Origin of the sequence: Halocella sp. SP3-1, assembly GCF_003953885.1 — a bacterium.
GTDB lineage: Bacteria > Bacillota > Halanaerobiia > Halanaerobiales > DTU029 > Iocasia > Iocasia fonsfrigidae.
Genome location: NZ_CP032760.1, coordinates 935,723 through 957,071, shown reverse-complemented (window position 1 = coordinate 957,071; position 21,349 = coordinate 935,723). Strand labels below are relative to the sequence as shown.

Annotated in this window: 24 protein-coding genes; 3 read left to right on the top strand and 21 right to left on the bottom strand. The window is 37.1% G+C overall.

Features of this window, described 5'->3' with window-relative positions:
• Positions 1-48: 48 nt before the first annotated feature.
• The 19 genes from D7D81_RS04520 to D7D81_RS04430 form a co-directional block, all read right to left on the bottom strand.
• Positions 49-966: a substrate-binding domain-containing protein gene (locus D7D81_RS04520; protein WP_164522110.1), complete on the bottom strand. Its 918-nt coding sequence runs from the start codon at positions 964-966 to the stop codon at positions 49-51.
• Between the two features lie 291 nt (positions 967-1,257).
• Positions 1,258-2,202, bottom strand: coding sequence for an ABC transporter permease (locus D7D81_RS04515; protein WP_125987708.1), 945 nt, complete (start codon positions 2,200-2,202; stop codon positions 1,258-1,260).
• A 102-nt stretch (positions 2,203-2,304) separates the two neighbouring features.
• Positions 2,305-3,558 carry a transcription termination factor Rho gene (gene rho, locus D7D81_RS04510; RefSeq protein ID WP_164522109.1) on the bottom strand — a complete coding sequence of 418 codons (1,254 nt, stop codon included), beginning with the start codon at positions 3,556-3,558 and terminating at the stop codon, positions 2,305-2,307.
• Positions 3,559-3,756: 198 nt separating this feature from the next.
• The gene (locus D7D81_RS04505; RefSeq protein ID WP_125987704.1) at positions 3,757-4,611 is read right to left on the bottom strand and encodes a class II fructose-1,6-bisphosphate aldolase; all 855 of its coding nucleotides are present in this window, start codon (positions 4,609-4,611) and stop codon (positions 3,757-3,759) included.
• Positions 4,612-4,644: 33 nt separating this feature from the next.
• Positions 4,645-5,289: a hypothetical protein gene (locus D7D81_RS04500; RefSeq protein WP_125987702.1), complete on the bottom strand. Its 645-nt coding sequence runs from the start codon at positions 5,287-5,289 to the stop codon at positions 4,645-4,647.
• A 96-nt stretch (positions 5,290-5,385) separates the two neighbouring features.
• A complete protein-coding gene (locus D7D81_RS04495) occupies positions 5,386-5,889 on the bottom strand; it encodes a hypothetical protein (protein WP_125987700.1) in 504 nt (167 codons plus the stop codon).
• Positions 5,890-5,952: 63 nt separating this feature from the next.
• Entirely contained in the window at positions 5,953-6,342 is a 390-nt protein-coding gene (locus tag D7D81_RS04490) for an HAD family hydrolase (RefSeq protein ID WP_164522108.1), read from the bottom strand.
• 11 nt (positions 6,343-6,353) lie between these two features.
• Positions 6,354-6,659, bottom strand: coding sequence for an HAD family hydrolase (locus D7D81_RS04485; protein ID WP_125987695.1), 306 nt, complete (start codon positions 6,657-6,659; stop codon positions 6,354-6,356).
• 4 nt (positions 6,660-6,663) lie between these two features.
• Positions 6,664-6,837 (bottom strand): aspartyl-phosphate phosphatase Spo0E family protein, encoded by a 174-nt coding sequence (locus D7D81_RS04480; RefSeq protein ID WP_125987693.1) that lies wholly within the window; start codon positions 6,835-6,837, stop codon positions 6,664-6,666.
• A gap of 110 nt (positions 6,838-6,947) precedes the next feature.
• Complete coding sequence (pyrG, locus tag D7D81_RS04475; protein ID WP_125987691.1) at positions 6,948-8,561, bottom strand: CTP synthase; 1,614 nt, start codon at positions 8,559-8,561, stop codon at positions 6,948-6,950.
• Between the two features lie 51 nt (positions 8,562-8,612).
• Positions 8,613-9,035, bottom strand: coding sequence for a YwiB family protein (locus tag D7D81_RS04470; protein ID WP_125987689.1), 423 nt, complete (start codon positions 9,033-9,035; stop codon positions 8,613-8,615).
• Between the two features lie 259 nt (positions 9,036-9,294).
• Positions 9,295-9,693: a flavodoxin family protein gene (locus D7D81_RS04465; RefSeq protein WP_125987687.1), complete on the bottom strand. Its 399-nt coding sequence runs from the start codon at positions 9,691-9,693 to the stop codon at positions 9,295-9,297.
• A 75-nt stretch (positions 9,694-9,768) separates the two neighbouring features.
• Complete coding sequence (locus D7D81_RS04460; protein WP_125987685.1) at positions 9,769-10,719, bottom strand: SufB/SufD family protein; 951 nt, start codon at positions 10,717-10,719, stop codon at positions 9,769-9,771.
• Positions 10,709-11,434 carry an ATP-binding cassette domain-containing protein gene (locus D7D81_RS04455; protein ID WP_125987683.1) on the bottom strand — a complete coding sequence of 242 codons (726 nt, stop codon included), beginning with the start codon at positions 11,432-11,434 and terminating at the stop codon, positions 10,709-10,711. The genes D7D81_RS04460 and D7D81_RS04455 overlap by 11 nt, the downstream gene beginning before the upstream one ends.
• 134 nt (positions 11,435-11,568) lie before the next feature.
• Positions 11,569-11,886: a thioredoxin gene (trxA, locus tag D7D81_RS04450; RefSeq protein WP_125987681.1), complete on the bottom strand. Its 318-nt coding sequence runs from the start codon at positions 11,884-11,886 to the stop codon at positions 11,569-11,571.
• Between the two features lie 100 nt (positions 11,887-11,986).
• The gene (locus D7D81_RS04445; protein ID WP_125991913.1) at positions 11,987-13,336 is read right to left on the bottom strand and encodes an aminopeptidase; all 1,350 of its coding nucleotides are present in this window, start codon (positions 13,334-13,336) and stop codon (positions 11,987-11,989) included.
• Between the two features lie 139 nt (positions 13,337-13,475).
• Complete coding sequence (locus tag D7D81_RS04440; RefSeq protein ID WP_125987679.1) at positions 13,476-14,126, bottom strand: Crp/Fnr family transcriptional regulator; 651 nt, start codon at positions 14,124-14,126, stop codon at positions 13,476-13,478.
• Positions 14,127-14,192: 66 nt separating this feature from the next.
• A complete protein-coding gene (locus tag D7D81_RS04435) occupies positions 14,193-15,089 on the bottom strand; it encodes a FecR family protein (protein WP_125987677.1) in 897 nt (298 codons plus the stop codon).
• Positions 15,086-16,810 carry a CHASE2 domain-containing protein gene (locus D7D81_RS04430; RefSeq protein ID WP_125987675.1) on the bottom strand — a complete coding sequence of 575 codons (1,725 nt, stop codon included), beginning with the start codon at positions 16,808-16,810 and terminating at the stop codon, positions 15,086-15,088. Before D7D81_RS04430 ends, D7D81_RS04435 begins: the two co-directional genes overlap by 4 nt.
• Before the next feature lie 154 nt (positions 16,811-16,964).
• On the opposite strand from D7D81_RS04430, the gene D7D81_RS04425 reads away from it, so the two are divergent.
• The gene (locus tag D7D81_RS04425; protein WP_125987673.1) at positions 16,965-17,624 is read left to right on the top strand and encodes a cytochrome c biogenesis CcdA family protein; all 660 of its coding nucleotides are present in this window, start codon (positions 16,965-16,967) and stop codon (positions 17,622-17,624) included.
• A gap of 40 nt (positions 17,625-17,664) precedes the next feature.
• Positions 17,665-18,180, top strand: a complete 516-nt coding sequence (locus D7D81_RS04420) for a TlpA family protein disulfide reductase (protein WP_125987671.1) — start codon at positions 17,665-17,667, stop codon at positions 18,178-18,180.
• Positions 18,181-18,184: 4 nt separating this feature from the next.
• Here D7D81_RS04420 and D7D81_RS04415 read toward each other — a convergent pair whose 3' ends face one another.
• Complete coding sequence (locus tag D7D81_RS04415; RefSeq protein WP_125987669.1) at positions 18,185-18,589, bottom strand: DUF134 domain-containing protein; 405 nt, start codon at positions 18,587-18,589, stop codon at positions 18,185-18,187.
• Between the two features lie 214 nt (positions 18,590-18,803).
• Positions 18,804-19,637, bottom strand: coding sequence for an Mrp/NBP35 family ATP-binding protein (locus D7D81_RS04410; protein ID WP_125987667.1), 834 nt, complete (start codon positions 19,635-19,637; stop codon positions 18,804-18,806).
• A 179-nt stretch (positions 19,638-19,816) separates the two neighbouring features.
• On the opposite strand from D7D81_RS04410, the gene gltX reads away from it, so the two are divergent.
• Positions 19,817-21,304 (top strand): glutamate--tRNA ligase, encoded by a 1,488-nt coding sequence (gltX, locus tag D7D81_RS04405; protein ID WP_125987665.1) that lies wholly within the window; start codon positions 19,817-19,819, stop codon positions 21,302-21,304.
• Positions 21,305-21,349 lie beyond the last annotated feature (45 nt).

The following is a 21,349-nucleotide window of genomic DNA, read 5'->3' as shown; positions in this document are numbered from 1 at the left end:
TTGATATCCCGGGGTGCTCAGTCCCCGGGACTATTTTTATTTAGTAATTTATTTTGTGTATGGACCTACTTCAACAGGTATTAATGAGTCTACACTCTGATCATTAAAGTGTTTATTTATCGCATCTATAGTTGTCTCTCCAATTACTTTAGGATTTTGCATGGCATCACCATAAATTTTCCCATTAGCAATAGCTTCCCTGGCTTCAGGTGTTGCATCATAGCCAATAACTACTACATCATTAATAATTCCAGCACCTTCTAAAGCTGCTACAGCACCTAGGGCAGAATCATCATTTATTCCAAATACACCATCTAAGCCAGGAATCCTTATCAATAAATCTTCCATTACTGCCATAGCATTAGCTCTCTGGCCCCAGGCTGGTATATCAGCAACAATTTCTATATTTTCATACTTATCCATAACCTCTTTGAAACCTTTAACTCTATCTAAAACAGATGTAATAGCAGGATGATTAATTATAGCAACCTGAATATTATCAGAATCAAATTTGCCCTTTTCTTTTAAACCTGCAATCATTAACTCACCAGCAACCCTTCCCCCCTGAGTATTATCTGAAGCCACATGAGATATAACCTTACCCTGATCAGAGAAATTAGCGATATCAGCAGTAAAAACAGGTATACCAGCATCATTAGCCTGGGCAATACTGCTTCCAATACCTCTAGAATCAACTGGACAAACAATTATTGCCTCTACACCCCTGGAAATAAAGTCTGATAATTGAGACGATTGTTTAGCAAGATCAAAATCTCCAGAAGTAACTATTAATTCATAACCATATTGATTAGCTTTTTCTTTTAAGCCTTCTTCCAGATCACGGTAAAATTGATGTTCCCTGGTCAGCAATGAAACCCCTATGGTTTTACCACTGGCCATTACAGTAAGCGATAAAACTAAGCCTAAAATAACAACAAATACCATCGATAAAGATATTTTTTTCATTTTTTTTACCTCCATTAATTTAATATGTACCACCTAGCACAAACAAAAGTGTTTTTCAATAAATCTCTTTCTCCCCCCTTTTTTTAATAATTTTTAATTTTCTATTTGTATATATTGTTCTTCGTTTAATTTAATATTCCTGCTTATTTTGATAAAAAAATAAATACTATTGTTTGTTTTTATCAATTATATTTATTTTATAATCATTTACTTGAAAAATTAATAAAAAACCCCCAGGGCTATTTACCCTGAGGTTTAAGTATAATTTAATATTAAATTGTTTATTAAAAACTAATCATTAAGCCTGATACTATCAAAAATAACCGTTATTAAGATTACAAACCCGATTATTATCTGTTGAACAAAACTATTAACCATTAAAAGATTTAATCCATTATGTACTACTCCTATGATCAAGGCACCTATTAAAGAACCAACAACTCCACCTTCCCCACCACTTAATCTTGTTCCACCAAGAACAACAGCTGCTATTACATCTAATTCATAACCTCTACCAGTTGTTGTAGTAACAGCATTTAGCCTGCTGGCCAAAACCAAACCAGCCAGTGCAGCAGAAAAACCAGACATTATATACGCATATATTTTATACTTTTTATTGGAAATTCCATAAAGACTGGCAGCTTTTTCATTATTCCCAATGGCATATATAAACCTACCGATTTTTGTATGATTTAAAATAATATGTGCAAACAAAATGACTACTAATAATAAAAATAACGAAAAAGGAATTGAAAGAATAGTCCCTTTTGTCAAAAAAATAAATTTATCAGAGAATGAATAGATTGAACCATCACCAATAAGTGGTATCATTCCTCGAATCGAAATCATCATACATAGCGTAACAATAAATGATTGTAATCTAAATTTAGCAATCAAATATCCATTTAAGAAACCCAGGAAAATTCCTAACAATAATCCGAATAAAAAAGTAAGATAAATATTTAAACCATAATTAGCATGAAGGTTTAATACAAAAAAACTGGTCCCTCCTAAAATAGCTCCTGCTGAAAGGTCAATCCCACCTGATATAATAACAAAAGTCATTCCAATAGCCCCAATGGCAATAAAAGTGGTTTGTTCTAAGATAGTTATTATATTAGTAAAGTTGAAAAAAAAGGGTGAAGACAGGCCAATAATTAAACATAAGAATAGCAATACCATCAAAGCACCCTTTTCACCATGAAAATAGATATTATATTTATTAAGTGTTTCCATACTTAACTTCCTCCATTTTGCCAATAATTAAGCATCTCTCTTAATATCTAGCAAATACACCTTACCACCCTGAAAATACCTTTTTTCAGATTCAATCATTTTCTATTTAAATATCTTATCCAGGCTTTTTAATAGTTCTTCATTTTCTTTATTATTATTTAGCTGCTTAAGCATAGAGTTCATAACATCGGCCGAATCAGACCTGTTTATTCCTTTTCTGAAATTCCACATGGTCTTCAACTCACCTTCTGATAGTAAGAGCTCTTCTTTCCTGGTTCCTGATTTCTTTATATCTATCGCCGGGAATATCCTTTGTTCAGCCAGCTGCCTGTCCAGGTGTAGTTCCATATTACCTGTTCCCTTGAATTCTTCATAGATAACATCATCCATCCTACTGCCTGTATCAACTAGTGAGGTGGCCAGTATTGTTAGACTCCCCCCTTCTTCGATATTACGTGCAGCCCCATAAAATTTTTTAGGGAAATGCATAGCAGTCGGGTCAAGCCCCCCTGATAGTGTCCTGCCACTCGGCGGTACTGTAACATTAGAGGCCCGGGCCAGACGGGTAATACTATCCAACAAGATGACTACATCATATTTGTGCTCGACCAGTCTTTTGGCTTTTTCCAGTAATAGTTTTGCTACCTGAAGATGGTTTTCCGGTGGTTCATCAAAGGTAGAACTGATCACCTCAGCATCAACTGACCTCTTCATATCTGTTACTTCTTCTGGCCGCTCATCGATCAATAAGATCATAAGTTTCACATCAGGGTGATTTGCTGCAATACTATTAGCTATCTTCTGTAAAAGAACGGTCTTACCGGCTTTAGGGGGAGATACTATTAATCCCCTCTGTCCTTTCCCTACAGGTGAGACCAGATCGATTAAACGACTGGATACTTCACCAGGGTCATTTTCCAGGTACAGCCTTTCCTGAGGATATAATGGTGTCAGGTCTTCAAAATAGGCCCTGTCTTTAGCCTTTTCCGGGTCCTGAAAATTAACCGCCTCTATACGCAACAAAGCAAAATACCGTTCATTGTCTTTAGGCTCCCTAACCTGACCAGATACAACATCACCTGTCCTTAGATCAAAACGACGTATCTGTGAGGCTGAAATATAAATATCATCACCAGAGGGGATATATTTTGAAGGACGAAGGAAACCGTATCCTTCACCATTTACTACCTCCAGAACACCTTCTGCAAAGATATTACCCCCTTTTTCTGTCTCTTTTTTTAACAGGGCAAAGATCAAGTCTTTTTTTCTCATTTTCGAATAATCACTCAGGTTTAGCTTGCGGGCAAGCTTATGCAGCTCTGGGATTGTTTGTTTTTCTAAATCACTAATATTCAATTTAAAACCACCTTCCCGGGAGATATAAATCATCCCAATAAGTAAAAATTTGTTATTTATATAAATGAAATTTAAATTAAGATTTGACAGAGTAATATTATGAAGACTGGCTTAATTATGATAGTTTTTCGAAGAGAATATTAAAAGAAAAGGAAAAGACTCCTGCAGGAGACAGGAGTCCCTGTTGTCTATAATGAACTAGGCTTTACCGTTACTTCCCAGGAAGGTTATCTTTTCGATAACTTTATCTTTAATGGCTTCTCTCCCCGGTCCACAGTATTTCCGTGGGTCATAAACCCCTGAATCCTCTGCAAATATCTCTCTAATCTTACCTGTAAAGGCCTGTTGGAAATCTGTATTTACATTAACTTTATTAATACCCAGGGAAACAGCTTTTTTGACATCTGCTTCTGGTACACCAGAGGCACCGTGTAATACCACCGGCATATCAATTTTTCCCTTGATAGTCTTTAACCTTTCAAAATCAAGTTCTGGATCACCACTATAAACACCATGAGCAGTACCAATCGCAATAGCCAGGGCATCCACCCCTGTTTCCTCAACAAATCTCACAGCTTCTTCTGGAACAGTAAACGTAGCATCTTTAGCATCAACTGATACATTGTCTTCTGTGCCACCTAATTTACCCAGTTCAGCTTCAACACTAACACCAACTGCATGTGCAGCCTTAACCACTTCTTTAGTAAGTTTAATGTTTTCTTCCAGTGGATAATGGGAACCATCAAACATTACAGAAGAATAACCATTTCTGATACATTTCATACAGAATTCAAAGCTTCCACCGTGATCAAGGTGTAGTGCCACAGGTATATGGGTGTTTTTAGTAGCCGCATCAACCATACCAATAACATAATCCATACCGATATATTTAGCTGCCCCTTCACTTGTCTGTAAAATAAGTGGTGAATCCATTTCCTCAGCAGCCCAGATTATCCCCTGGAGAAACTCCATGTTATTAATATTAAAACCACCTACAGCATAGTTTTCCTTGTGTGCCTTATTTAAAATTTCAGCCATTGGAACTAAGTTCATCTTTATGTATACCCCCTTATAATTTTATATAATTTATCTATGGGTCTTAGAATTTTTTGATTTACCGGCAGCTAATTTAATAACAACCTCATCAAGGGTTTTAAGCCTTGTCAGGTCTTCCTTGCTGGAGGCAGATATCTGTTTTACTGAATTGCAATTTGAACAGCAGAGTTCCAGTTTATTGGAAAACAGTTCAATATTTATATCATGACTCCCGCATTCACAATAAAGACCCCCAGTAGCTGCTATATCGTGAAGATAATCAAGTATCTCCAGCATTATTTCCGGATCGGCAAATTCATCAAACCCCAGTTCATTAGCCATAGAGTTAAGTTCCTCCTGTTGACGGTCCAACTCCTCTCTGATTAAACGGTATGAACCAAAATAACCCAGATTGAGGTCAGTATCCAGGCATACTAGAGAATTAAGGTGTTTCTTTGACCAGAAAATATTGGACGGCATAACTTTAGTATGCTCCAGGTCACAGATAATACAGTAATATTTTATAGAGATATACCTGGAACCCTTTCTTTTAACGGCAGCCTTATGTTTCCCACATTCACAATAAAAGTCAAGCTCCTTTTCTCCAGATAACTGAAATATATTTAGTTGATGTACTTCTAACCGCCCACAGGCCGGACAGCGCATAGCAAACGCAGTGGATATCTCAACAACCATGACTAGTTACCTGATTAAGACCTAATCAGGTATTCACCTCCTCAACCATAATATTCTCCATAATAATGAAAAATCCTTTTTTAAAACATAAATATTTTACAGAGACGGGAAATGAATAACAATATTTTGGGCCGCAATTAATACAAGGTGATCCCCTTTTTTCAGTAAATCCATCTCTTTATTAATTATATCATTACTCCAGTAGAAATATTCACTTTCAGGGGCCAATCCATCACCCTTATATATTGAAAGTCTAATTATCCTGTCTGAAAGAGAAAGCTCAGTAATTTCACCCTCATAAACCTGATAATAAACCTGTAATTTTGCAACCTTCCCCCTGTTATTTAGTTCTACTTTGCCCCACTGGGAAAAACTACCCTCAATAGGTAAAGCAGCCTGCAAACTGCTCTCCTGGCCATTCCTGAATACCTCTAAACTGTCTGATAAATGGTGCCAACTATCATTTATCAAAACAGCATTTTTTGCTAGATCAACAGCTTTTATATATCCTGCAGTCTCCTGAGCTGCCTCTAATCTGCTAGTAAATAGGCCTGTAATAAAGAACAAAATAAAAATTAAAAAAATAGTTTTCTTAAACATAAAAAACCCCCCTTAGTTCATTACCATTATTACCTGAGCTAAGGGGTTTTATACAAGCTAAAATTATTTATTTGTTAAATAAGAAAAAAGTTCCTCCATAGTCCCCTTCCAGTCTATCCTGGAACTATCTGTCTTTCTGTCAATTAAAAAATCAGTCAATAGATATGTCTCCATTCCCAGGGTAGCCGCTATCATATCTTCCTGGACATCATTCCCTATCATCATTGCCCTTTCAGGCTCAACATCAATTTTCTGTAAAATCTCCTGATAAAATCCCGGGTTGGGTTTGCAGTAATGCATATTTTCATAACAGCTTATATAAACAAAATCTCCTGGGTCAACATTAGCCCAGTTCATTCTTTCCTTGATGGCCTGTAATGGAAAAACTGGATTTGTGGCCAGTACCAATTGATACCCTGACTCTTTTAAGTGTTTAATTAAATTAGCTGACACCTTACTTGCCTTTATGTCTGCCCCAAGTGGGGAAACTTCTCCTGATAAAATTTATCAAACCTGTTCATCATATCACTTTGATTATCAACATCCATTAAATTAAGAAAAGAATCAATAAAGACATCAATATTTAATCTTTCCCCATTGTTTTCAATCATAGCATTGGTAGCCTTGAGTAATGACTTAACAAAGTAATCAGGATCAAAAGTATCTGAAAATTCCCTGGTTAAAGCCTTAAAATATTTCTTTAAAAAATCATCAATATCTATCGGTAAAAGTGTCCCATCAAGGTCAAAAAAAACTACATCCCTTTCCAAATAATCACCTCTTAATATCTCTCATATACTGGATAATATAGCTGTCCATCTCTTCGCTCAAATTGTAGACATCTTTATCCCTGAAATTTCTTGTCTCTTCATACTTCTCCACCAAACTTTCCCTCAGCAATTCCATTTCATGATATAATTTTCCTCCAGAAACCCTTGTTATCATCATTTTTCACCAACCTCACTAAAAAGTTCCTGTAAATTATATCATATCTGGAATCGATATACAATATTTGCCATAAAATAATATTTTTATTTTTTTACTGCCTTGAGATGACTCTATTTGCTATTTTCTACAGCAGCCTCTACAAAACCAACAAACAAAGGATGCGGTCTATTGGGACGAGACTTAAACTCTGGATGGAATTGGACCCCTACAAACCAGGGGTGTTCTGGCAGCTCTATAATCTCAACCAGTCTATTATCAGGTGAAATACCAGCCATAACAATCCCCGCTTCCTTTAGTTCATTACGGTATTCATTATTAAATTCATAACGGTGGCGGTGTCTCTCATAAATTATTTCTTCATGATAAACATCATAACTTATAGTATCAGGGGTCATTTTACAGGGATAAAGCCCCAGTCTCATGGTACCACCCATATTTTCTATATCCTTCTGATCAGGCATCAAATCAATCACCGGGTGTGGTGATTCCGGGTTAAACTCAGAACTATTAGCCCCCTTATAACCAGCTTTATTTCTAGCAAATTCAATTACTGCACACTGCATCCCCAGACAGATACCAAAAAAGGGTATTTCATTTTCTCTAGCATATCTAATAGCATTAACCTTGCCTTCTATCCCCCTATCGCCAAAACCGCCAGGTACTAAAATACCATGGGAATCACCTAAATAATCAGCCAGTTCAATATCTTCTTCCAGTTTTTCTGCATAGACATAATTAATCTCAACATCAGCATTATTAGCAATACCAGCATGTTTAAGTGATTCATTAATACTGATATAGGCATCAGGGAGCTCAACATATTTCCCTACAATAGATATCTTGACTTTCCCGCCGGGTTTCTGCATCTTCTTGACCATCTCACACCATTCATTGAGATCAGGTGCATGCACTTTGTCCTTAAGACCCAGCTTGTCTATAACATAACTTGCCAGACCTTCCTCTTCCAGTAATAAGGGCACCTCATAAATATGGTCAGCATCTATCACCTGAACAACAGCATCTTTGTCAATATCACCAAAAAGGGCAATTTTGTCTTTTACCTCCCGGGTTAATTCCCTGTCACAGCGGCAGACAACAGCATCTGGCTGAATACCTATACTCCTTAGTTCCTTAATACTATGCTGGGTTGGTTTTGTTTTTAACTCACCGGCAGTAGCAATATATGGAACAAGGGTACAGTGTAAATAAAAGATATACTCTTTCCCTAAATCACTCTTCAACTGACGGATCGCCTCAATAAAGGGGAGACTCTCAATATCCCCAATAGTCCCGCCAATTTCTGTAATAACAACATCAGCATCTGTTTCCCGGCCAACCCTGGTTATCCTATCTTTTATCTCATCTGTAATATGTGGAATCACCTGTACAGTAGCTCCCAAGTATTCACCCTTTCTTTCTTTCCTGATAACAGAACCATAGATCTGGCCGGTAGTAACATTATTATTCTGGCTTAAATTAACATCAATAAAGCGTTCATAATGACCCAGGTCAAGATCTGTTTCAGCCCCATCATCAGTAACAAAGACCTCACCGTGTTGATAGGGGCTCATTGTCCCCGGGTCTACATTGATATATGGGTCGAACTTTTGAATGCTGACTTTCAATCCCCTACTTTTTAATAATCTACCAAGTGAAGCAGCTGTAATACCCTTTCCCAGGGCTGACACCACACCACCTGTCACAAAAATATATTTACTAGCCATTGATACCCCCCCCTTGATAGTCTTCTCCCTTTATCTAGATTTTAAGTGAAATTAAACCCAGTTAATTAATAAATTGTTTCTACTGGTATATTGTCCATTGAAATACAATTTATAGTCTATTAAAATACTACCTTTTTTATCCCTGAGATCTATCTTTAATTCTTCAGTTAAAACAGCTGTCTTAATCCTACCATAATTTGTTTGATAACTACCTTTTTCTTTCTTTCCATTAACAAATGTTTGCTGATATTCATGGGGCTTAGCCCTAATAATAAGGACCCTTTCACAGGCCTGGTCAATCTTTATAGTCGTCCTGACCCCTGATAAACCTGCTGAATAATCATTATATACCAGATAATGTAACCTGTTTTTGCGATAAATTAACCCCTCTGCCGAACTATTAATCTCCTCTACTCTGCCATCATCTGGGTATTTCTGACAACTCTTAATAGTTAATTCAATCTTCCTACTCATATTAAAACACCTGTATTTTCTATTCGCCACTCAGACTTAATCAGCTAGAAATTCTTCTTACACAAATCTAACTTATTATCATAATACAGACAAATATATTTGTCGGTCTTTAGAACAAATAAACACATTTCATATAACATAAGAAAAAACCACAGATGGTGTCCTACCCACTCTGCGGCACCTTATACATTATATAATAGGCATGAAAATATTACAAGGATATTTCCCTGCTCAAATAAATAAAACCTATGAATAAATATTACAGTTTCCCACCAAATACCCTTGCTTCTTTTACTGTACTAAGGCTTACAAAATCTTTGACAATACACCCCAGGCTCTCCAGAACAGCCATTACTAATTTTAAGGCTTTGGTAGTAGCAAATCCCCTCGGGGTCACAAAAGCAACAGCCTCTTTACCAACTGTCCTCTTACACTGCCCTAAAAAGGGTTTAATATTTTCATCTATCTTTCCTTTAAAAAAACCCTTTGTTGGACTACCGACTAAAACCAGGTCATAACTGTGGAAATTAACTAATCCCCCGGTATCACTGGTACTAATTCGATCTGCCTGATTACCATTATTAACAATACCTTCAACCATAGCTTTAGCAATCTTAGTAATTTTATCATCCTGAGCATGAATGACTAATACCTTCATATTCCCACTCTCCCAAACAGTAAATCTTTACAGATATTGTATCATATAAAATATTGCCAAGCAATAAGGAAGGCTTTATTTTAACATACCATTTACAATCAAATCTGTAGCCTCTTCTTCATTTAAGCCCCTGGCTATCAAAGTTTCCAGCTGTTTCTGGTTTATTCTCCCTATACTTGCCTCATGGGATAATTCAGCCAGGTCATTGTTTACCCTGATAATGGGGACAGCACTGACTTCAGCCTCACCTTTTACAGCCTCAACACAATCTATATGTCCCTTGACATAAGGGGCATTACCGTAAGCCTCTCCAATAACCTCACTAACTGTCTTATCTGAGGCAAAAACCCTGGTCTTGGCTAGTCCTCTACTTCCTCTGCCATTGAGATGGATTGTTTCTTTTATCCTGATTTGATCATTTTTTTTACCATATACCTTACTGACAAACTCGGTTACAGCCTCTTTAGCTAACTCAACCTCAAAATCAACATCAAGTTTACCGACCCTGCCCTTAACCAGTTTAAATTCATTGAAATAATAAGCACCTTCAGACAGATAGGCCTTTGCCCTGGGGAGCACTTCTATCCCGGCATCAGGACCGTGGTAGTGAACCTCTTCATAATTTAAAATAGCATTCCTACCCAATCTTATGACTGAATCCATCTTATGTACCACATCCTCAGCTTTTGGGAAACTGCAGTGTGCTTTTAAGCTGGCTTCAGCCCCTTCTTCCAGAATATACTCTGATACTATATTTTGAATACCACTGCTGTGTGTAACACCAAAACACATATGCATCGGTTTCTTTAATTTTGTCCCTTTACTAATGGTTATTCTGGCCTTAATACCATCTTCAATCTCTTCGGTCTCAATTGTCAGACCCTTAACCTGGTTAATACCAACAACCTGGTCTTTATTTATCAATAAAAAGGCAGCACTATCATCATCAAAAACCGAAACAGCACCACCACTTTCTTCATAGGCATCAACCAACAGTTCAAAATCTTCACTATGATTAGTAAGCAAGGCTATCACCCCCGGTTTTCAAATATTCACACCTATCACACTGATGTTCATAGAAATAACGCACATCATCAGGTTCTCCTTCACGATAAGCCACACCATTACAAATCAAATAGACATAATCTAGATTATCAAATATATTTACATTATGGGTTATCATAATGACTATACTCCCTTTATCTCTTAGATACCTGGCAACATCCAATACCTTTTCATATGAACCATAGTCAATTCCAGAATCAGGCTCATCAAGGATTACAACCCTGGGTTCTATCATCATTACAGAAGCCATCTCAATGCGTTTCCTTTCCCCACCACTCAAACTGTCATTCAATTCCCTTTTTAAGTACCTTTCAGCAGGGAGGCCGACTAATTCCAGTAGATCAACGGCTTTTTTAGCTGAATAACGCCCACCAAGTGTTAGGAAGTCATGGACAGTAATGCCTTCAAAACGGGCAGGCTCCTGCCAGGCAAGGGTAATGCCCTTCCGGGCCCTCCCCTGGATATCCAGTCCTGTAATATCCTGCTTATCAAAAATTATCTGCCCTTTTTCCGGAAAATAGTTTTCAATCCCCATTAATAAATAACCCACTGTACTCTTTCCTGCACCATTCTGTCCTAATAACCCATATATATTCCCCTCGTTAAATTCAAGGTTTAACCCCCGAAAAACCTCCTTATGTCCCAGGGTTAAATAAACATTATCTACGATCAGCATTATTTACACCCACCCTCTGGTCTTATATATCTACCTGAAATATATTATAAATGAATCAGCCATAAATTACAATAGATAACAAAGAGCAGGGGTTTTATCCCCTGCCAGTAAGCTTATTTTTTATATTAATATCATTAACTTAAACCAAGTTTACTCACCAGACTGCTCTTAGGCATATAACCAGTAACTTTATTCTTAACCTCACCATTTTCAAATAATATAATAGTAGGTATACTCATTACCCCATAATTGGCAGCCAAGGCCTGATTATCATCAACATTCAGCTTACAAACCTTAAGTTCATCATGTTCCTTAGCAATTTCTTCAACAACTGGACCTACCATCCTACACGGTCCACACCACTCTGCCCAGAAATCAACCAGCACAGGTTTATCTGCATTAAGCACTTCTTTGTTGAAATTATTATTATTTACTTCCTTAGTATTGGCCATTAAAAATCACTCCTTCTATTTTAATTTTCTTTGTCTTTTCTTCTATTATAAATCATTTTTAAAAAAATAATGTTAACTATATTACAATTTTAAAATCCCCTTACTTTTCCATAAAAACATTATAGGCCAGATAACTGTGATAAACATCTACTTTACTGACCAGCTCATAAGGGGCATGCATTGACAACAAACCTGGGCCACAGTCCAGTACATCCATATTATAATTGGCCAGGAACTGGGCAATGGTTCCACCACCACCCTTATCAACCTTCCCAAGTTCACCTATCTGCCATAATACACCCGCCCTATTAAATAATGAACGAACCTCAGCCACAAACTCAGCTGTAGCTTCTGATGCCCCGGCCTTCCCTCTGGCACCAGTATATTTTGTTATCACAACCCCTTTGCCCATAAAAGCAGAATTGCTTTTTTCGTAGACATCAGCAAAGGTTGGGTCATAAGCTGCATTTACATCAGCAGATAAAGCACTAGAATTTTCAATAACCCTCCTCACAGTTAAATCAGAATAGTCTTCATCCAGGAGATTGACCATTTCTGCTATAGTATTTTCAAAGAAATGAGACTGCATACCTGTACTCCCCATACTACCAATCTCTTCTTTGTCCACCAGGAGGGCCATAGCAGTATTCAGGGGCCGCTCAAGGTCGATTAAAGCCCGTAAAGCAGTATAACTACACACCCGATCATCATGACCATAAGCAGCCAGTAATCCCCTGTCAAAACCAACATCTCTAGCTTTAACCGCAGGTACAATCTGCAGATCAGCACTAACGAGGTCCTCCCCTATGATATTATATTTTTCAAAGAGGATATCCAGGACAGCATCTTTAACACTATTTTCTTCCTTATCATCATCTTTTTTAACAGGGATACTCCCGATAAGTAAATTCAGCTGCTCTCCACTTATCCCCTCACTCATCTTCTTTTCCAATTGGTCCTTACCTAAATGCGGCAGCAGATCACTAATATAAAAAATAGGGTCATCATCATCTTCACCGATATTTATCTCTACTTTACTACCATCATCTTTAACTACTACACCATGAAGGGCCAGTGGGAAGGTTACCCACTGGTATTTTTTGATACCACCATAATAATGGGTATTAAAAAAAGCAAGTTCACTATCCTCAAATAATGGATTTGGTTTTAAGTCAATCCGGGGTGAATCCAGGTGAGCTCCGACAATACGTAGCCCTGTACTCAGAGGGTTTTCACCTACAACTACAGCAATAATAGCTTTATCTCTATTTACTGTATATACCCTATCCCCTTTATTCAGGGATTTTACTTCCTTAAGGTTATTAAAACCCTCTTTTTCTAGTAATTCTACAGCAGTTTTAACAAATTCACGCTCGGTTTTATTCTCTGTCAAAAACTGGGCATACTCCTTATTAAATTCAAATACCTCTTCTACTTCAACATCTTCCATCTCTAACCAGGCACTTTTTGTTTTGAATTCTTTGTTTGACACAAAAAATTCCCCCTTTCTTTTAATTCTTCCTTTTACATTATATCCCTTATCCTGTATTTTATCAATTTAAGCAACCCATCCAGCTTATCATATTACACTACCACTTCTCCGGTGAATATAGTATTATCTTATTCCCAGCCAGTTTAATCATCTTATTTTTTTTCAGCTTATGAAGCAGGCGGGTAACTGTTTCCCTGGATGTCCCTATATATTTGGCCATCTCACGGTGTGTCACCTTATTATGTATTATTCCCTCACCCTTTTTGGCATCAACATCAGCTAAACGCAATAATAGTCTCTTTAACCTTTTCTCAACATCATAAAAAGCTAAGTCTTCAATATCCTGATTGGCTATACGCAAACGACGGCTGAGCTCAGCTATCATCTTAATAACAATCTCTGGGTTATCTTTGATGAATTTGATGAAAAGCCTTTTTTCAATTACAAAAAGATGGACATCTTTGGCTATCCTGGCAGTAGCTGACCTTTTATTATCTTCTATAATAGCCATCTCACCAAAAAAGTCCCCTGCTTTCATCCTCTCCAAAATTATTTCTTTACCCCCGGGGGCACCCCTGATAATATCAACCCCACCTGTTTTCACAATATAAAAGGCATCAGGGGACTCCCCTTCTAAAAATAACAATTCTCCTTCTTTAAATTGCCTGATATGTACTATTTCTTTTAATAAGAGTAACTGTTTTTCAGTAAGTCCTGAAAAAAGAGGAATTTCTTTAAGTTCTTTCATAATCAACCCCTCATAAAATTTGTTTATTAATAAGACAAATTACAATGATTTCATCTGCTTCCAAAATTAATTAGGCTTGCCCTTACTTGATGGCTTGTTTTTATTAGCATTGCTGGAACTATTACTGGAGTTATTGTTAGAACTATTGTTAGAGCTATTAGATTTATTTTTTGAGCTGTTACTTGAGTTATTAGATTTATTTTTAGAATTATTACTGGGATTATTATTAGAACTGTTATTAGAATTATTATTTAAAGAAGGATTATCTTTCTCTTTGCCTTTGGCTTTATTTACTAAACCAGGGGTGGTCTGTTTAGCAGTATCATTTATCCACTTATCAATACCTGCTTTGCTCCATTCTATAGAATCTTCTTTCTTCGTTTTCTTAACCGTAATTTTGTTTTTACTAACCTCTCCTATTTCCCCTTTTTCAACAATTTTACTGTTCTTTTTCTCTCCAGTACTTAACTCAACACTACCTTCTCTAACCAATAAGCTTGTTTTTCCATCAATATAGGCCACCGAAAACAAAGTACCTCTAACCCCGGCAACAGCTGATGGGGTATTGACCTCGAATTTAGTTAACCCCTTCCAGGCTTCTTTTACTCTGACCCAGACCCGGCCAATTTCAAGTTTTATTGAAGATGCCTTCCCATATTCAGTTAGTTTATTGTCACCGATTATAATCCTGCTGTTCCGGTCAACCTTAACAAAGGTTTGATTATCAAAATACAATTCTAATTCAGCATTTTTTCCTACTCTGATCTGCTCACCAGTCTCTAATTGTTCTCCCTTCTCTAATTGCCTCCAACCGTTTATCTTGAAAAATAAGAGTTTCCTGACAATCTTTTTTTCTACCCTTCCTGAGAGCTGTGTGATAACAACAGAATCCTCCCCTGCCTTAACAGATATTATTCCTCCAAGAATAAGTATACAAGATATTATTAGTATTATTTTCTTCATTGCTTATGCCCCCCATTAAGCAGTTTATAGATAATTACTTTTTCCTTTAATCCCCTGATCTCCATCTCGTTTCTTATAAACCCTTCCTTTTCCTGACTGTTTAGGATTCGGAAACTATTCTGGCCAATTATTATTTCTCCTGCTGCTGCTATATCAACAAAACGGGCCGCCAGGTTAACTGCATCACCTATGATGGTATAATCCATTCTTTTGCTGGAACCTATATTACCTGCTATAACCGACCCGGTATTGATCCCTATCCCCAGTTTAAAGGAAAATGACAGGTTCATAATTTCTCTAGCAGCCCTGACAGCCGCTGTACTGTGTTCTGGAACAGCTAAAGGTGAACCAAAAAAGGCCATTAAACCATCACCCAGATATTTATCAAGGGTCCCCTGATATTGGAAAATAACATCACATACTTCGGAAAAAAAGTCATTAAGCTCGTCTACGACTTCAACTGAACCCCTACCCTCAGTATAGGCAGTAAATTTACGGATATCAATAAATAACACTGTAACATTTACCTTTACCCCACCCAGTTTAACCTTTTCAGGATTCTGCTGTATCTCCTGCAGAACAGCAGGTGATAGGTATCTACTGAAAAGCTTAACAAGCTCTTTACCATAACGTTCACTAAATAAATACCAGTATAGAAAACTCCCAGCATATACTAGACTTATCAGTAATAACGGTATTAATATATTAATATAAAAGTAATGCTGGTAAAATAAATAGAGAGCAGTAATGAGATAAACCCCTATGAATATAAAGAAATAAAATCTGGACTCAGCCGGTTTCTTTCTAAAAAAAGTTGTTAATGATATTAATATCAGAAAAACAAGAATAAAAAAATTGCCCTGAACTGGCATAAAACTTAAATAGTTTTTTTGTAAAAGACTATGTAAAACCTGTCCGTGTATCTCTACACCATAGAGATAGCCATATGCTGAAAAAGGAGTCATATAGAGGTCCCCAAGACCAGCAAGATGGGTACCAATTAAAACAAATTTATCAGTAAAATAGTCCTCCTGATAATTCCCATGTAAAAGGTCAGTCATTGAAATCTCTGGAAAAATCTGATGACCGGAACCTATGAAGTTTGGGTAAATTCTGCTCTGCTTAGATAATGCACTCAGATCCACACCTGCTAACTCAGCCATTCTGACAGTAAAGGCTGGATAACTGACTTCCTCTGCCTCTATTAATGGATATAATGACCTGATAATCCCATCTCTATCAGGGATAAAATTAATATGCCCGGTCTCAACCTGAGCATTAAATAGGGCAGGTGGCTTTTCAATATCTATGACCTCAATCTCTTCGCTCAACCCTCTTGTTATCTTAAACTCCAGTACACTAGGTAAGACTATATTATTATAATCAGCAAACAGCCCGGCCAGTTCTTCATCTCCTTTATTAAACCTGGCCGATAGAATAACATCAAGGCCGATGACAGCAGCCCCTTCTTCCTGTAGTCTATTGAGCATTTTATGATAATAGTCACGGGATAAAGGCCAACCCCCTGCCTCCTGAACAGAATGATCATCAATAATAATAATGATAATTTTTTCTACATTATCTGGGAAAAAAACCTGGCGCAAAATCATCAGGCAGTCATAGACCTTATTTTCTATATAACTAAGAGGGGTAAAATAAAATAAACATAAGGCAATAAGACTTAATACTATTACAAAAACCCTCTTAAAGAGAACAGTCATCAGTACCCCCTCCTATTTTTATTATATCATGGTTCTAAAGGACTATAAAATAGTATTATAGGAAAATAGTGATTTCTTTAATGTTAAATAGACTACAATATAGACAAACTAAAGCTGTTATAATATAATAAATAACTCTAAAGGGGTGAAAGCGGTGAGTTCTAATGTTTCGATATTTATAGCCTTTGGAGCAGGTCTTGTTTCCTTTTTCTCGCCCTGTATCCTCCCTTTAATACCATCATACCTAACCCTCTTACTGGGAAACTATGCTGAACAGGACAACAGAAAAACCAGTATATTACCTGCACTACTCTTTATTACTGGTTTTACTATTACTTTTATTATCCTGGGATTATCTGTTTCATTACTGGGTAAATTACTCTTAAAGAACCTCAGTTTCTTTCGTAAATTGAGTGGTATTATTGTCCTTATACTGGGGGTAAACCTGACAGGTATTATAAATCTCAGTTTTTTACAGCAGAATAAAGACCTACAGATACCAGCGGAAACCAACAGATACTTTAGGGGGCTTGTCATGGGGTTTGCCCTGGCTTTTGCCTGGACCCCCTGTATAGGCCCAATACTTTCATCTATACTAATCTATGCTGGAACAGGCCAGACAGTTATGCAGGGAGGGGCTTTACTTACTTTTTATGCCGGTGGGCTGGCCTTACCCTTTTTTCTGGCAGCCGTTTTTATCAACAGACTATTACCATACTTTAAAAAGATAAACCCCTATCTCCCACTAATTCAAAAAATCTCCGGTGGTCTAATAATAATACTTGGTATCTTAATCTATTTTGGTCATCTGTAAATTTGAAGATCCTGTAAAATATAGAAAGGAGTAAAAAAACATGAAAAACAAATACTATCTTGGTATTGTCTTAATATTACTTATTATCTCAGTTACTACTGGCGTTTTGTTTTATATGGGGAGGAATGAGGAAAATATACATGTCGGCACAGAAATCGGTGAAAAGGCCCCTGATTTTACTCTCCCTCTAATTAACAATGAAGAAATTTCCCTTAGTGATTTAAGAGGTAAGAAGGTTTTTCTTAATTTCTGGGCTACCTGGTGTCCCCCCTGTCAGATTGAAATGCCTGCCATCCAGAAATTAAATGATCATCATGATTTCATAGAAATACTGGCAGTTGACCTCAGAGAAAACAGAGATACTGTCTCAGAATACCTGATGAAAAACTCCTACAATTTCAGAGTAGCCCTTGATACCTCAGCTGAGATCGGTAACAAATACCTGGTTCGCGGTATACCTACCAGCTATTTTATTGATGAAAATGGTGTGATCATGAACAAACACACTGGGGCTTTAAGTTACCAGAAGATGCTGGAACTCTTAAGAATTGAATAGGGACTCAATTATCACATTCGGGGCAGAGGTATTTCTGATATATCTTTCCCCGCCTCCTCCTGTTCTGATAAACCTTATTATACCTCTCCCCACACCTTGAACAATGAAAATACTTATCTGCCAGCTTATAGTCCCCGCCATGGAAACGAATGGCTTTACCAGTAATCAGGGCATCAGCAATCTTCCTGCGGGCCTCTATTAGAACCCTTTGGAAAGTAGGGCGGGAGACATTCATTCTACTGGCACATTCCTCCTGGTTTAATTCTTCCATATCCTTTAACCTAACTGCCTCTACTTCCTCCAGTGTAAGACTAACTTCTTCTATATCGCGCATTGGAATACCGGCTGGTTTGAAATATTTATTTTCAGGAATAAATTCTATACGCCGTTCCTTGGTAGGCCTTGCCATAATTAAACCCTCTCCTCATAATATTATTTAAGCTTTAAAGTAAAATTATAAATTCCTCAACATGATTTATAAACATTATATCATAATTATATCAAAGAAAATTAAACTTATAAAGTTGAAAAAATTGAACATTTCCGGTATGTTTTTAGTATAAGAAAAAGGCCGGGTAATCCCGACCTTTGAGAGATTTTATTTGGTTTTTCTTAGTTTTAGCCTACTTTTTTAAAGACATCGGCTTTTTATCAGGGTCAAAGCCTTTTTGTCTATCTATTATCTTTTTCCCAATAGAAAGGTACTCTCTGGCTGCCTTAGAGTCTGGTTTAGAGCTTACTAGTGGTTGACCTTTATCCCCACCCTCTCTAATCAGGGGGATCAGGGGTAATTCTCCAAGCAATTCGGTAGATAGTTTCCTGGCCAGCTCTTTACCACCACCACTACCAAATATGTATTCTTTATGATCACATTCAACACACTGATAGTAAGACATATTTTCAATAATACCTATTAATTCTACATTGAGTTTATCAGCAGCCCCAGCAATACGCCCGGCTACATTTGTGGCTGTAATCTGGGGTGTAGTTACCAGTAATAGTTCTGCATGGGGTAATTGCTGCATAATGTTTAGGGCCATATCACCTGTTCCCGGGGGTAAATCTAACAGGAGGTAGTCCAGCTCACCCCAGTGTACATCTTCCATGAATTGCTGTAAGGCTCCTAATAGAAGCGGGGCCCGCCAGATTATAGGTTTGTCTTCATCCACAAATGAACCCATTGACATTACCTTTATCCCATTCTTTTCTGGTGGAACAATCTCCTTTTCACTCAAGGCAGCCGGGTTATCACTTAATCCAATAATCCTTGGAATACTAAAACCGTGTATATCAGCATCAATTATAGCAACTTCTTTACCTAGCGCCTTTAAAGCAACAGCCAGGTTTACTGTTACAGTAGATTTACCAACTCCACCCTTACCACTGGCTATAGCTATTAACCCTTCTTTAATCGACCCGTGTTCCAACTCTATCCGGCCATTTTCAAGACTATACATAATCTCGCCTCCATTATTAATATATTGTTAAAGAAAACAAAATATTATTACCCTGTAGTTATAGATTACTAAACAATAAATAATTATAGCACTATTACTGTCATATGTCAAAAATATGATCTTGTTTAAAGCCAGGCCTTTTGATATAATAGCAGATATATTAAAGGAGGAATTTGACAATGACAGATAATATAAGAGTAAGATTTGCCCCCAGTCCTACAGGGGATTTACATATTGGTGGTGTAAGGACAGCTTTATTTAACTGGCTCTATGCCAAACATAATAACGGACAATTCATCCTGCGTATTGAAGATACTGATAGTGCCAGGTCTACAGAGGCATCTACTAAACAAATACTTAAAGCCCTAGAATGGGTTGGACTTAACTGGGATGAAGGTCCCCGGATAGGTGGAGATAGAGGCCCCTATTTCCAGTCAAAAAGGGATGATTACTATCAAAAAGCCCTGGAATATTTATTAGAAAACAACAGGGCCTATTATTGCTACTGCACCCCTGAAGAAGTCGAGAAACTCAAAAAAGAGGCCGAAAAAAAGGGCGAACAACCCCTTTATCCCGGTAGATGCAGAGAACTATCCCTTAATGAAAAAAAGAAATTTAAAGAGGAAGGCAGGAAACCGGTTGTCAGGCTCAGAACACCTGATACAGGATATACTATTGTCAAAGATATTGTCAGGGGAAAGGTAAGTTTTGATAACAGACTACAGGAGGACTTAATCATTGTTAAGTCTAATGGTAAGCCGACCTATAATTTTGCCTGTGTTGTTGATGATTATCAAATGAGTATCACCCATATAATACGGGCTGAGGAACACCTATCCAATACCCCCAAACAGCTTATGCTATATCAGACCCTGAATTATAAAGTCCCTGAATTTGCCCATGTACCAATGATCCTTGCTCCGGATAGAAGTAAATTGAGTAAACGGCATGGGGCTACCTCTGTTGATGAATTTAAAGAAGAAGGCTATCTACCTGAAGCATTAATAAACTATCTGCTCTTACTTGGCTGGTCTCCCGGAAATAATGAGGAAATTATCTCCCTTGAAACAGCTATAAAGAAATTCAACCTGGCTGATGTCTCCAGAACCCCCGCTGTCTATGATACAAAAAAACTCACCTGGATAAACGGTCAATATATGAACAGCCTCCCTCTGAATAAAATTATTGACAGGGCTATACCATTTATCAAAAGGGCTGATTTCTATAGTGATGAACTGTTCAATAATACAGCTAAAAAAGAACGCCTTTTTAAGATTATTGATGTTGTCAGGGAAAAAAGCAAGACAATTACTGAACTTATTGATCGTATGGGCTATTTTTATAATGAAATAAATAGCTATGATGAAAAAGGATTTAAGAAACATTTTACTAAAGAAGATACTATAGCTATTCTGGAAAATAATATTGACTGCCTCAAAAAAGTTACTCTCTTTAATAGAGAAAAAATTGAGGAAATCTACCGCCAGAGGAGTAAAGAATTAGGAGTGCAGGCAGCCAGAATGATCCATACTACCAGGCTAGCCCTCTCAGGAAAGACATTCGGCCCTGGTCTCTTTACCCTGGTTGAATTAATGGGTAGAGATAAATCTATAAAACGTCTTGAAAAAGCTCTTGCATACGTAAAAAAAGAAACATTGTATAATTAAATGCACGGGGTAATAAAAAAATAGACACATATCTGTATCTTCGAT